This window comes from Mesorhizobium sp. M0633 (assembly GCF_040320645.1).
Lineage (GTDB): Bacteria > Pseudomonadota > Alphaproteobacteria > Rhizobiales > Rhizobiaceae > Mesorhizobium.
Genome location: NZ_JAMYQC010000035.1, coordinates 58,574 through 70,326 on the forward strand (window position 1 = coordinate 58,574; position 11,753 = coordinate 70,326).

General features: G+C 62.1%; 14 protein-coding genes. 5 read left to right on the forward strand and 9 right to left on the reverse strand.

The window, feature by feature from the left end; all coding sequences use genetic code 11:
- Positions 1-3: 3 nt before the first annotated feature.
- A complete protein-coding gene (locus NKI47_RS28340; RefSeq protein WP_023678126.1) occupies positions 4-327 on the forward strand; it encodes a YciI family protein in 324 nt (107 codons plus the stop codon).
- Between the two features lie 9 nt (positions 328-336).
- On the opposite strand, the gene NKI47_RS28345 is transcribed toward NKI47_RS28340, so the two are convergent.
- Positions 337-951 (reverse strand): LysE family translocator, encoded by a 615-nt coding sequence (locus tag NKI47_RS28345; RefSeq protein ID WP_352594379.1) that lies wholly within the window; start codon positions 949-951, stop codon positions 337-339.
- Positions 952-1,344: 393 nt separating this feature from the next.
- Here NKI47_RS28345 and NKI47_RS28350 point away from each other — a divergent pair, with 393 nt between their 5' ends.
- Positions 1,345-1,971 carry a DUF1062 domain-containing protein gene (locus tag NKI47_RS28350; RefSeq protein WP_352594380.1) on the forward strand — a complete coding sequence of 209 codons (627 nt, stop codon included), beginning with the start codon at positions 1,345-1,347 and terminating at the stop codon, positions 1,969-1,971.
- 46 nt (positions 1,972-2,017) lie between these two features.
- Here NKI47_RS28350 and NKI47_RS28355 read toward each other — a convergent pair whose 3' ends face one another.
- Positions 2,018-2,227: a hypothetical protein gene (locus NKI47_RS28355; protein ID WP_352474675.1), complete on the reverse strand. Its 210-nt coding sequence runs from the start codon at positions 2,225-2,227 to the stop codon at positions 2,018-2,020.
- A 16-nt stretch (positions 2,228-2,243) separates the two neighbouring features.
- Entirely contained in the window at positions 2,244-4,073 is a 1,830-nt protein-coding gene (gene typA, locus NKI47_RS28360; RefSeq protein WP_023678130.1) for a translational GTPase TypA, read from the reverse strand.
- Positions 4,074-4,271: 198 nt separating this feature from the next.
- Between typA and NKI47_RS28365 the strand changes: the two genes are divergently transcribed.
- Positions 4,272-4,553, forward strand: a complete 282-nt coding sequence (locus NKI47_RS28365) for a hypothetical protein (protein WP_352451242.1) — start codon at positions 4,272-4,274, stop codon at positions 4,551-4,553.
- A 46-nt stretch (positions 4,554-4,599) separates the two neighbouring features.
- Here the strand turns inward: NKI47_RS28365 and NKI47_RS28370 are convergent, their stop codons facing one another.
- Both NKI47_RS28370 and NKI47_RS28375 read right to left on the reverse strand, forming a co-directional pair.
- Complete coding sequence (locus NKI47_RS28370) at positions 4,600-6,174, reverse strand: alkaline phosphatase D family protein (RefSeq protein ID WP_352594381.1); 1,575 nt, start codon at positions 6,172-6,174, stop codon at positions 4,600-4,602.
- Positions 6,175-6,463: 289 nt separating this feature from the next.
- Positions 6,464-7,747 carry an MFS transporter gene (locus tag NKI47_RS28375; protein WP_352594382.1) on the reverse strand — a complete coding sequence of 428 codons (1,284 nt, stop codon included), beginning with the start codon at positions 7,745-7,747 and terminating at the stop codon, positions 6,464-6,466.
- Between the two features lie 82 nt (positions 7,748-7,829).
- On the opposite strand from NKI47_RS28375, the gene NKI47_RS28380 reads away from it, so the two are divergent.
- Positions 7,830-8,435, forward strand: coding sequence for a TetR/AcrR family transcriptional regulator (locus NKI47_RS28380; protein ID WP_352594383.1), 606 nt, complete (start codon positions 7,830-7,832; stop codon positions 8,433-8,435).
- 98 nt (positions 8,436-8,533) lie between these two features.
- Entirely contained in the window at positions 8,534-9,124 is a 591-nt protein-coding gene (locus NKI47_RS28385) for a hypothetical protein (protein ID WP_352594384.1), read from the forward strand.
- A gap of 17 nt (positions 9,125-9,141) precedes the next feature.
- Here the strand turns inward: NKI47_RS28385 and ppa are convergent, their stop codons facing one another.
- The 4 genes from ppa to NKI47_RS28405 all read right to left on the reverse strand — a co-directional run.
- Positions 9,142-9,672: an inorganic diphosphatase gene (gene ppa, locus NKI47_RS28390; RefSeq protein ID WP_352451245.1), complete on the reverse strand. Its 531-nt coding sequence runs from the start codon at positions 9,670-9,672 to the stop codon at positions 9,142-9,144.
- Between the two features lie 115 nt (positions 9,673-9,787).
- Complete coding sequence (locus tag NKI47_RS28395) at positions 9,788-10,294, reverse strand: GNAT family N-acetyltransferase (protein ID WP_352594385.1); 507 nt, start codon at positions 10,292-10,294, stop codon at positions 9,788-9,790.
- A 117-nt stretch (positions 10,295-10,411) separates the two neighbouring features.
- Positions 10,412-11,050: a TPM domain-containing protein gene (locus tag NKI47_RS28400; protein ID WP_352574587.1), complete on the reverse strand. Its 639-nt coding sequence runs from the start codon at positions 11,048-11,050 to the stop codon at positions 10,412-10,414.
- 10 nt (positions 11,051-11,060) lie between these two features.
- A partial coding sequence (locus NKI47_RS28405; RefSeq protein ID WP_352594386.1) for a TPM domain-containing protein occupies positions 11,061-11,753 on the reverse strand: 693 nt, incomplete at its 5' end.

The following is an 11,753-nucleotide window of genomic DNA, read 5'->3' on the forward strand; positions in this document are numbered from 1 at the left end:
AACATGGCGAAATTTCTCTACGTCTATCACGGCTCGGGCAAGATGCCGACCGAGGAGGCCGAACGGAAGGCAGCGATGGATGCCTGGAACGGCTGGTACGGCAAGCTTGGCTCAGCCGTGGTCGACGGTGGCAATCCAGTCGGCATGTCGAAGACCCTGCTGCCCGGCGGCAAGGTCGAGAACAATGGCGGTAGCAATCCGACCGCCGGTTACACCATCATCGAAGCGAAAGACATCGACGATGCCGTCGGCAAAGCCAAGGATTGTCCTATCCTGACGGACCCGGGTTTCAGCGTCGAGATTGCGCCGATAATCGAAATGGGTTGACGCGCCGGCTCAGGACCGCGCCGCGATAGCCGCCGCAGCGCCGGCCATGGTTCCGGCGCTGACGCGGTTGGCGATCTTCATCGCCCGCTTGCTTTTGAGCAGCTTGCGCGCCTGTGATGCGGCGAGCACCCAGGTCAAATCGATAGCGACCAGGACAACGGCCATGGTCGCGGTCAGCTCGACCCAGCCGATCATGCTGACCGAACCGAGGTCGATGATGGTCGGCAGCAGCGCCAGGTAGAACATCATGATCTTGGGGTTGCCGAGCGTCACCGCCATGCCGGCAAAGAACAGCTTGACGGGCGAATCTTCGCGCGGCAGCGAACCTTCCTTGGCCTCGACCGGCGCCGTCCACATCTTCCAGGCAAGCCAGCCGAGATAGGCGACGCCGACCCACTTCACGACGACAAAGGCAAAGTGGAACGTCTGCGCCACCACGGCGAGGCCAAACACCGCCAGGGACAGCCAGATCGCTTCGCCGATCCACATGGCAAGCAGGAACGGAAACACGTCGCGAAACCCTTTCGAGATGACCCGCGCCACAAGAGCGGCGATCGATGGGCCGGGCGAGCCGGCTGCAACAAGCAGGGCGCCGGCAAAAATCAGCAGCGACGTGAAATGCATGACGCGGTCTCGTTTGAAATGTTTGGGTCGTTCAACATAACCCAACTGTTCCGGCGACGGTAGCGTCTACCGAAAGAAGGCTTGTCGGCCAGGCACCTCACGGCTAGAGATGTCGTTCCGAAATCCTTTCCGAGCTTCACTTTGCCTGCGTAACCTCCGGTCTCGTCAACTCCCCCAACACAGAGCAGGGCGTCGCAGCCGCGATGCCTGTTTTCACATCATGTGTTCCTCGGGTGGCGGTTCGAGGCCGGTTTGGCACTGCTGAACCGCTGTCGCGCATAACCACCCGCGACACCTGATTTCCAACTGCCGCAGTCTCTCGCCACGCCGTGCCCGCAAGGGTTCTCGATATCGCCGATCTGACGAACTTCCCGACGGGAAGGGCTTTTCGGCATGCCTTCGATACTGCGTATCCGCTGGGCGATCACACCCAAGACCGCACCTCGACCTCACCTCAACTGCAATCGCTGCGGCGGCCTGAAAGCCTATCGCTGCAGCGGCAAATTCCGGGTCAATGCCAACGGCAAGCGCATTGACGCCTGGTTGATCTACCGCTGCATCGACTGCGACAATTCCTGGAATTTCGGCATTCTGGAGCGCTGCAGCCGCCGCGATATCGAACCGGCAATATTGCAGGCGCTCGAAAGCAATGATCCGGTCCTGGCGCGGCGCCATGCTTTCGATGTTGCCGCATTGCGAAGCAGGATCGGGCGCGTCGAGGAGTTTCCTGAAGCCATCGTTCATAAGCAGGTGCTCGGGGACAGGCCGGAAAATACCAGCGCTCTCGAACTTCAGCTCTGGCTCGAAATGCCGACAACGCTGCGGCTCGATCGGTTGCTGGCCAGCGAACTCGGTGTCTCGCGATCGCGGCTTCAGGTTTGGGAAGAGAAACGATTGCTGGTCATTGGTCCGGACGGGGCCAAAGCCTTGCGCCGGCCGGCGCGGGCGGGAACGGCGATCCGGATCCACCTGTCTGGCGAACCAGACCGGGACGAAATCATTTCGGCTGCAGGTGGATGAGGCGACGGCAAGGGAATCCGTAATCAGAGACAGTTACGGCCAAGGGTCAGTCGCCCTCTTTGGAGGCCGAGCCAATCAAACCCTTGGCCGCATCGAGATCGCTGTCGGCGACTTGCACATGGATCAAGCCAAGCCTGCCCGTGTCGAGAAGATAATTCGCGAGAGCATAAATTCCATACGCGTCGAGCATCGACACGCAAACTTCGGCCTCGGGTCGATTGTCGTATATGACAGCCGTGACGAGTTTACCGCTCATTGCGCGGTATTGCCTTTTACGCCGCGCCGACCACTTTCGCCGACTTCTCAAAACGCTTGCGCTCGTTCGGATCGAGATAGAGCTTGCGCAGGCGGATGGTCTTCGGCGTCACTTCGACCAGCTCGTCGTCCTGGATCCAGGCCAGCGCGCGTTCCAGCGTCATGCGGATCGGCGGTGTCAGCTTCACCGCCTCGTCCTTGCCGGCGGCGCGGATGTTGGTCAGCTTCTTGCCCTTGAGCACGTTGACTTCGAGGTCGTTGTCCCTGGAATGGATGCCGATGATCATGCCCTGATAGACCTTGACGCCGGGGTCGATGACCATCGGGCCGCGGTCTTCCAGGTTCCACATGGCGTACGCCACCGATTCACCCTGTTCATTGGAGATCAGCACGCCGTTGGTACGGCCCGGCAGCTCACCCTTGTAAGGTTCATAGGCATGGAACAGCCGGTTCATCACAGCGGTGCCGCGCGTGTCGGTCAACAGTTCCGACTGGTAGCCGATCAGGCCGCGCGTCGGTGCGTGGAAGACGATGCGCTGGCGATTGCCGCCCGAAGGGCGAAGCTCGACCATCTCGGCCTTGCGCTCCGACATCTTCTGCACGACGACGCCGGCATGCTCCTCGTCGACGTCGATGACGACTTCCTCGACCGGCTCCAGTAATTCGCCGCTGTCGCCCTTCTGCATGACGACGCGCGGCCGCGACACGGCGATCTCAAAACCTTCGCGGCGCATCGTCTCGATCAGCACGGCCAACTGCAATTCGCCGCGGCCGGAGACGAAGAACGAATCCTTGTCCGGCGATTCCTCGATCTTCAGCGCGACATTGCCTTCAGCCTCGCGCAGCAGGCGGTCGCGGATGACGCGGCTGGTCACCTTGTCGCCTTCGGTGCCGGCCAGCGGGGAATCATTGACCAGGAACGACATCGTCACGGTCGGCGGATCGATCGGCTGCGCATGCAGCGGTTCGGTCACCGACGGGTCGCAGAACGTGTCGGCGACGGTGCCCTTCGACAGGCCGGCAATAGCGACGATGTCGCCCGCCTGCGCCTCGTCGATGGGCTGGCGCTCGAGCCCGCGGAAAGCGAGGATCTTCGAGATTCGGCCGGTTTCGACCTGGGTGCCGTCATGGTGCAGCACCTTGACCGCCTGGTTGGATTTCAGCGTGCCGGATTCGATACGGCCGGTGATGATGCGGCCGAGGAACGGATTGGCTTCCAGGATGGTACCGATCATGCGGAACGGGCCGGGATGAACGGTCGGCGCCGGCACGTGCTTGATGACGAGGTCGAACAGCGGCGCCAGAGCCTGGTCCTTCGGACCTTCGGGGTTTTCCGAAACCCAGCCGTCGCGGCCTGAACCATAAAGGATAGGGAAGTCGAGCTGCTCGTCGGTAGCGTCAAGTGCTGCAAAAAGATCGAACACCTCGTTGACCACTTCGACGTGGCGGGCATCTGGCCGGTCGATCTTGTTGATGACGACGATCGGCTTCAGTCCAACCTTGAGTGCCTTGCCGACCACGAATTTGGTCTGCGGCATCGGCCCCTCTGCGGCGTCGACCAGCACGATGGCCGAATCCACCATCGACAGAATGCGCTCGACCTCGCCGCCGAAGTCGGCGTGGCCGGGCGTGTCGACGATGTTGATTCGGGTGTCCTTCCAGTCGACCGAGGTCGCCTTGGCCAGGATGGTGATGCCGCGTTCCTTTTCGAGGTCGTTCGAATCCATGGCGCGCTCGGCGACGCGCTGGTTGTCGCGGAACGAGCCGGACTGTTTCAGAAGCTGGTCGACGAGGGTGGTTTTTCCATGGTCGACGTGCGCGATGATCGCGATATTGCGGATTTTCATGTTTCGGTCTCGGGAGCGTTGCAGGCAGCAGGCCAAAAGGCGCTGCCTCTTTCGGTTGGGCGGCTCATACAGGGTTTTTCGCAATTGCGAAAGAGGAGGCGAGCCACCAAATAAAGTCACCAAATCTTAAATGTCTTGGTGTGAAGTGGAATTATTAACCAAGGCGGAACCTTTCATGGTCCGGACAGTTCGAATTTCATGATCGAGATAGGCATCAAACTCCGGCCGATTTTGGCATGTACCGCGCTCGCCGTCCTCCTCGCGGCCGGCGCGGCGCAGTCGGCGGCGTCGTTCAAGGAGACGCGGTCTGCTTTGCCGTCCGACAAGCCGTCGGCGGAGCAGCTTTTTGCCGATGCTCCCGATGGCGTCGATCCGGTGGTGACCGGGCCGGTCAGCGCCGCCTTCAAGCAGCGGCAGCAAAATGCCGGATGCGACAGCGCCGTCTGGCCCAACATTCCCGTCGTCTGCTATCCCGATTGATATACGTCCTACCCTCGGGCTGGCCCGAGGGTAGTGGCGCCGTCGCTCACGCCGACCGCACCGGATCGAGCGTGACCTTGTAGAGTTCGCTGTCGTCGCGATCCATCAGCCGCACCGTCAACTGCTCGGTGGCGCCATCGATTTCGACGAGCCCGAAGAACTGCAGGCCGGCCGAAGGCGCCAGGTTTTGACCCTGTTCGGCAGTTGGTGCCTTTATGAACTTCAGCTCCGGGCCGAATGTCATATCGAAACCATTAGGCCCGAACGTGCCGGAATGGATCGGACCCGAAACGAATTCCCAAAACGGATTGAAGTCCTGGAACTGCGCCTTGTCCGGATTGTAGTAATGCGCGGCTGTGTAATGCACGTCTGCGGTGAGCCAGACAGTGTTGCTGATACCCGCATTCTTTATATAGCGAAGAAGGTCGGCAATTTCCAGCTCACGCCCTTTGGCCGGGCCATTGTCGCCATTGCTGACCGCCTCGGCCCCTACCTTCTTGGTGCCGTCGTTCCAGACGACGAGGCCGAGCGGCATGTCGGCGGCGATGATTTTCCAGGTTGCGTTGGAATTCGCCAGTTCACGCTTCAGCCACTTGATCTGCTGTTCACCGAGGATGCGCGATTGCGGCGTCATCGTCTCCTGCATATCCGGACCGTTGGGGCCGCGGTAGGAACGCATGTCGAGGAAGAACACGTCGAGCAGCGGACCATAGGCGATCTTGCGGTAGACGCGGCCCGGCTCCGACGGCTCGTAACGGATCGTCGTCATTTCGTGGAAGGCGCGCGCCGCACGTGCCGCCAGCACATGGATGGATTTTTCAGTGTAGCGATCGTCGGCGCTCAGGTCCTTCGATTCCGACCAGTTGTTCAGCACCTCGTGGTCATCCCACTGATAGAAGGTCGGGCAGATGGCGCTGAGCGCCAGCACATGCCTGTCCATCATGTTGTATTTCCACTGCGCCCGGTATTCGTCCAGCGTCTCGGCAACCTTGCGCTTCTCGTCGATCAGCACTTTGTTTTTCCACTTGCCGCCGTTGGGCAGGTCGACCTCGTCCTTCATCGCACCATCGGCATAGATCGTATCGCCCGAATGCAGGAAGAAGTCGGGCGTGTGCTTGGCAATGGTGGCGTAGGTCTTCATGCCGGTCTCGTCGATGCCCCAACCTTGGCCGGCGGTGTCGCCCGACCAGGCAAAGCGAATGTCGCGCTTCGAGGCAGGTGCCGTGCGAAAGCGGCCGACGACCGGCTCGGAAACGGCGTTGATGTCGGCAAGATCGGCCGCGACCATGCGGTAGAAGATGTCCTGGTCGGAGGCGAGATCGGTAAGCAGCCGCTTCACCGTATAATCGCTGGCCGGCGAGGTATCGAGCGGCGCCAGGCGGACGGCATTGGTGAAGCTTTCGGTCGGCGACACCTCGAACATGACGCGTGACGGCCGGTCGGTGCGTGTCCAGACCATGCCGCTGGTGGCGTCGACGTCGCCGGACTGGATGCCATGGGTGAACGCCGGGCGCTGATTGGCGCGCGAGTAATAGGGAAGGGCGAGGCCCGAGGCGCCGACCAGGCCAACGGCGCTGGCCGACGTGACGAAAGCGCGCCGCGTCATCGAAATCTTGTTCATGGCTGTCTCCTGGATGGCATTGAACGTCGCCGCCAAGCTCCAGCTTCAATGTTTCAGGCACATTTCGAAACGATGAAGGTTTCGTAACAGTGAACAGGCTGGCGAATCTCCCTCCTTGAGGCTCCTTGAGGGGGGGAGATGTCGCCGAAGGCGACAGAAGGGGGTCGTCTCGCATGGAGCACCGACCTCTTGCGCCTGCGATAAGGAGCCGAGCCCGGTTGGACCGACCCCCTCAGGCTGCTTCCCGGCCATCTCCCCGTCGGGGAGATTAGCGCTCAGCCGTCGCAGCTCAAGCCGCCTGCGGTTCCGGATCAAAGGCCGGGCGGGTGGTGTTGATCAGCAGCGAGATGCAGGCGGCGGCTATTGCCGTCATGCCGGCAATCAGAAAGGCAAGCTCGTAATTGCCTTGCAGCTCGCGCATAGTGCCGCCGAAAAAGGCCGCCGTTGCCGCACCCACCTGATGGCCGGCGACGATCCAGCCGAAGACGATCGGCCCGCTGCGGTCGCCGAACGCCTCGTTGGAAAGCCTGAGCGTCGGCGGCACCGTGGCGATCCAGTCCAGTCCGTAAAACACGGCGAAGATGATCAGGCTGGTCGCCGAGAAGCCGGAATAGGGCAAATAGATCAGCGACAGGCCGCGAATACCGTAATAGACGCCGAGCAGCTTGCGAGGGTCGAAACGGTCGGTGAGCCAGCCCGACAGCGTCGTGCCGATAAGATCGAAGATGCCCATCATCGAGAGCAGGCCTGCAGCCTGCACTTCGCCAATGCCCATATCGCCGCAAAAGGCGATCAGGTGCGTGCCGACCAACCCGTTGGTGGTGAAGCCGCAAACGAAGAAGGTGGCGAACAGATACCAAAAGACGCGCGTGCCGGCGGCGCGGCGCAACGTGCTCAGCGTCTGGGTGAGGAAATTGCCTTGCGAGGCCGGTGGCACCGGCGGCACGTCGTCGGCCTCGGCACCGTAACGCACCATCCCGATCGCGGCTGGCCGCTCCGGCACCAGCATATAAACCAGCGGCACCAAGGCGGCGGTGGCCACGGCGATGGCAATGGCGACCGGCTTCCAGCCGCCCGACTGGGCGAGCGAGGCGAGCAGCGGCAGGAAGACCAGCAGCCCGGTGGCACTGGATGCCGACATCAGTCCCATCACCAAGCCGCGATTGGTCTTGAACCAGCGGTTGACGATGGTCGCGCCGAGCACGGTGGCGACGGCACCCGAGCTGACGCCGGAAAACACGCCCCAGGTGAGGAGCAGATGCCACGGTTTGGTCATTAACAGGCTGAGCGCGGTCGATCCCGACATCAACAGCAGCGCGGCAAGCAAGGTGCGGCGCAGCCCGATCCGCTCCATCAGCGCCGCGGCAAACGGCCCGGTCAGGCCATAGAGGAAGATGCCGGTGGCCGCCGCCAGCGACACCACGTCGCGCCGCCAGCCGAAACTGTTCTCCAGCGGCAGCATCATGACTGCCGGCGCCGAACGCAGGCCCGCTGCGATCAGCAGGCAGAGGAAGATGACGGCGACCACGACGAAAGCGTAGCGCTGGCCAAACGGGCGGGATTGAGCTATCATGTTACTGACCGGTACGTTGCGGGAGCGCGAAACATACGTACCGACCGGTAACATTGTCAACCAGCTAACCGGCAGACCAGGCATGAAAAGCATTGAACCAACGATCAAGGCGAATGACGCACCCCCGCCTCGCGCCGCCGAACGGATTCTCCAGGTGGCGCGAGACCTGTTCTACCGGCAAGGCATCAGGGCGATCGGCGTCGACGAGATCGTGCGGCGTGCCGGCGTCACCAAGCCCAGCCTCTACCGCAGCTTTCCGTCCAAGGATGAGCTGGCCGCATCCTACCTCCGGCACTATGACCTCGAATTCTGGGAGCGTTTCGACGAGGCGGTGGATGCCCATCCCGGCGATCCGCGCGCGCAGATCGTCGCTTTCCTGACCCGCGTCGGCAAGCGCACGCAAAAGCCCGACTATCGCGGCTGCGGCATGACCAATGCCGCGGTCGAATATCCCGAACCTGGCCATCCGGCCCGCGTCGTGAGTGAGGCCAACAAGCAGGAATTGCGCCGGCGCTTGCGTGCCATGGCGGCGGCGATGGGCGCCGGCGACGCCGAGACGCTGGGCGACGGGCTGCTGCTGCTGATCGAGGGCGCCTATATCAGCGGCCAGCTGTTCGGTGCCGGCGGACCGGCGCAGTCGGTGGCCCGCAACGCCGATCTTCTGATAGAGGCAAGTTTGAAGAGATAGTGTTCCGTTTTACCAGACCACTGTGCGCAGCCTGACTTCCTCTAGGCTGCTGCTAAATTTGACGGTACGCTGCGCCCCCCGAACTGAGTTGTTCCGCCATGCGCGCTCTCTTGATCCCGCTTGCCCTCGCCGGTTTCTGCCAGGCGGCCCGGGCCGGCGACATATCCAGCGTCTATACCGATCTCGATTGGGAGAAGGACTGCGTCACCTATGCCTACGCGGAAGAAGGCGACGGGGACTGGGCCGATCTCGCCTGTTCGGGCTACCGCGGTTACCCGGTGCTGGTTTCCTACGACGATGCGCGGGAATCGCTGTTCTACGGCTTTCCACCTGGCGATATGACCACGGTCTGGGAAAGCTTTTCCGGCCTCAATTCGGCTGGACCCAAAGTCGAATGGCGGATCGAAACCAACGGCAAAACTGCCATTCCCTTCGCCGTCATTCATCGTCGCTCGATCAGCGATACCGAGGGCGAGAACAAGTCGACGGAAGTGCTGATCGTCGCCAAGGTTGCCCAGCCTGACGCCCACGAAGGCTGCACGATCGGCCTTGTGCTCGCCACCGGCAATCCCGCCGCCAACGATCAGGCGCGCAAGCTTGCCGACGAGAAGGCACGCACCTTCGCCTGCGGCAAGGACAAGCGTGAGGTGCTTGGCGACGCGCCCGCTTTCGGCCGCGTCGACAACTGATTATTTGCGCCCGACAATTACTTGCGCCTGGCCCGCTCGATTGCCTCGACGATCATCTTCTTGGCATAGGCCGCATCGTACCAGCCTTCGATCTTGACCCATTTGCCGGGTTCGAGATCCTTGTAGTGCTCGAAAAAGTGCTGCACTTGCTGGCGGGTGATGTCGGGCAATTGCGTGTATTCGTGGACGTCCTCGTAACGCAAGGTCAGCTTGGGCGAAGGCACCGCGATCACCTTCTCGTCCTGGCCCGCATTGTCCTCCATCACCAGCACGCCGATCGGCCGCACATTGATGACGCAGCCTGGCACCAGCGCGCGCGTGTTGCAGACTAGCACGTCGATCGGGTCGCCGTCGCCCGACAGCGTGTGCGGTACGAAACCGTAATTGCCGGGATAGCGCATCGAAGTGTGAAGGAAGCGGTCGACGAACAGGGTGCCGGCTTCCTTGTCCATCTCGTACTTGATCGGCTCGCCGCCGATCGGCACCTCGATAATGACGTTGACGTCCTCGGGCGGGTTCTTTCCGCTGGCAATCGCTTCGATACGCATCGCTTTATCCCTCTCTCGATTGGAGATCGATAGCGGGCGACGGCGAATGGTGCAATGCGGCGAATGGTACGGGAGATCGTCCGAACCGAAAAACGGCCGGATCATGCGCTGGCCGTCATTCCCAGACGAAAGCGACCTTCTTCAGCGCCTTCTGCTCGAATATCTCGACGCCTTCGGCAACATCGCGGCCACCGGCGCCGGCATAGAAGGCAAGTGCGTTCTGATTGTCTTCCAGCGCCCAGACCACCATGCCTTTCAGGCCATGGTCGGCCAGCCGTGCCCGCGCGGCCGAGAACAGCTGGCTGCCGAGCCCGATGCCTTGATATTCCGGCCGCAGGTAAAGTTCGTAGATCTCGCCCTGCTGCCTGAGTTCGCGGGCGCGGTTCTTGCCGATCGTCGCATAGCCGGCAATTTTGCCGCCGATTTCGACGACCAGGACGGTGGCAGCGCGGCGAATGGCATTCGCCCACCAGTCGGCGCCGCGGCGGTTGATCATCGATGTCAGCGTGCGGTGTGGGATGATGCCCGAATAGGCGCCGCGCCAGGCCTCGAGATGCACGTCGGCGATGGCGGCTGCATCGCGCGGTTCGGCTTTCCTGATGTCGATGCTCAGCGTATTCATGATTAGTTAACCATAAACCCGCCGCGCCCGATTGCAAGAGTCCGGTCAACCGCCACGATGCTTTCACACAGCCGGACGGTGCGTCCTTGAGACGCTGCGAAACCGCTTTTGGCGAGATCAAATCTCGACCAGATGGTCGTCCAGTTCGTTGCTGTCGCCAGTCGAGACCGGAAAATGTTCGGCCAGTACCGCACCGACTGCTTGGATCGCCTTGACGAACCCCTCGGCAAGCCGATCGTCGCCGGCATGCGCCGTAAGGTCGCGGACGACACCGTCCCAGACATGCTGGCCGACACGAGAATCGATCCCGCTGTCGGCGACCACCTCGGCGTAGCGCTCGGCAATCGAGACGAACACCAGCACGCCAGTGCGCGCCGTGGTGCGGTGGACGTTGCGGGCGAGGAACTGCTTCATCGCATTGGCGTGGGCGGCCTGGTAGCGCAGCCGCCTCGGCACCAAATGGATGCGCAATGCCGGCAATGCCCACAACAGGATGAGCACACTGGCAACCGCCAGAAGCTCGGCGATGACGAAATGCGGCAAGCGGATCGACAGCCACCAGGCTTCCAGCCCATAACCGACGGCGAGGCTGACGACGAGCATGCCGAGCATCGCCATGAAAGCGGCCGGAAAGAAATAGCCGTCGCTGGCATGCGCCACGACGCAGTAGATCTCGCCGTCGGTCTTTGATTCGGCAGCGCGGATCGCATCGGCGATGCGCTCATGATCCTCGGGGCTGATCGGTCGTGTTGCCATGATTGATGTCTCACCAGCTTCCTGAAGAACCGCCGCCGCCGGACGAACCGCCGCCGCCTGAAAACCCGCCGCCCGAACTTCCAGACGACCAACCGCTGCCGGAACTTCCAGACGACCAGCCACTGCCAGACGAGGTCCCAGACGTCCAGCCACCGCCACCGGAGGATGACGAAGCTGGCCCACGGCCGTAGCGGAACGTCATGCCCAGCCACTTGTAAACGCCCGGCGACAGCTTCGTGCCGAAGATCGGCGGCAGGAACGCCATTGCCAAGCCGCCGAAGAACATCGTCGCCCACAGGACAATGAACAGCATGAAGATGGGATCGACAGGATTGTCATTCGCCGGATTGCGCTTGCCGCGCGCCTCCAGTTCTTCGGGATTGCCTTCCAGCACCATGATCATGTCGTCGACGGCCTTGCTGATGCCGCCGGAGAAATCGCCGGCACGGAAGGCCGGCACCATGTCGTTTTCGATGATCAGCTTGGTGTGCAGGTCGGTCAGCGTGCCTTCCAGCCCATAGCCGACCTCGATGCGCATCTTGCGGTCGTTCGGCGCCACCAGAAGCAGGACGCCGTTGTTCTCCTTCGCCTGGCCGAGTCTCCAGGCGCGGAACAGCCGGTTGGCGTAAGGCTCGATCTCCTCGCCGTCGAGGCTGGGGATGGTCGCGACGACGATCTGGTCGGACCCTTTGGTCTCGAACTC

Excerpts from the sequence above, each read along its gene's own strand:
- NKI47_RS28380 (WP_352594383.1), top strand. The coding sequence starts at position 7,830 with ATGAAAAGCATTGAACCAACGATCAAGGCGAATGACGCACCCCCGCCT.
- NKI47_RS28385 (WP_352594384.1), top strand. The coding sequence starts at position 8,534 with ATGCGCGCTCTCTTGATCCCGCTTGCCCTCGCCGGTTTCTGCCAGGCG.
- NKI47_RS28375 (WP_352594382.1), bottom strand. The coding sequence starts at position 7,747 with ATGATAGCTCAATCCCGCCCGTTTGGCCAGCGCTACGCTTTCGTCGTG.
- NKI47_RS28370 (WP_352594381.1), bottom strand. The coding sequence starts at position 6,174 with ATGAACAAGATTTCGATGACGCGGCGCGCTTTCGTCACGTCGGCCAGC.
- NKI47_RS28355 (WP_352474675.1), bottom strand. The coding sequence starts at position 2,227 with ATGAGCGGTAAACTCGTCACGGCTGTCATATACGACAATCGACCCGAG.
- typA (WP_023678130.1), bottom strand. The coding sequence starts at position 4,073 with ATGAAAATCCGCAATATCGCGATCATCGCGCACGTCGACCATGGAAAA.
- ppa (WP_352451245.1), bottom strand. The coding sequence starts at position 9,672 with ATGCGTATCGAAGCGATTGCCAGCGGAAAGAACCCGCCCGAGGACGTC.
- NKI47_RS28345 (WP_352594379.1), bottom strand. The coding sequence starts at position 951 with ATGCATTTCACGTCGCTGCTGATTTTTGCCGGCGCCCTGCTTGTTGCA.
- NKI47_RS28340 (WP_023678126.1), top strand. The coding sequence starts at position 4 with ATGGCGAAATTTCTCTACGTCTATCACGGCTCGGGCAAGATGCCGACC.
- NKI47_RS28395 (WP_352594385.1), bottom strand. The coding sequence starts at position 10,294 with ATGAATACGCTGAGCATCGACATCAGGAAAGCCGAACCGCGCGATGCA.
- NKI47_RS28400 (WP_352574587.1), bottom strand. The coding sequence starts at position 11,050 with ATGGCAACACGACCGATCAGCCCCGAGGATCATGAGCGCATCGCCGAT.
- NKI47_RS28350 (WP_352594380.1), top strand. The coding sequence starts at position 1,345 with ATGCCTTCGATACTGCGTATCCGCTGGGCGATCACACCCAAGACCGCA.
- NKI47_RS28365 (WP_352451242.1), top strand. The coding sequence starts at position 4,272 with ATGATCGAGATAGGCATCAAACTCCGGCCGATTTTGGCATGTACCGCG.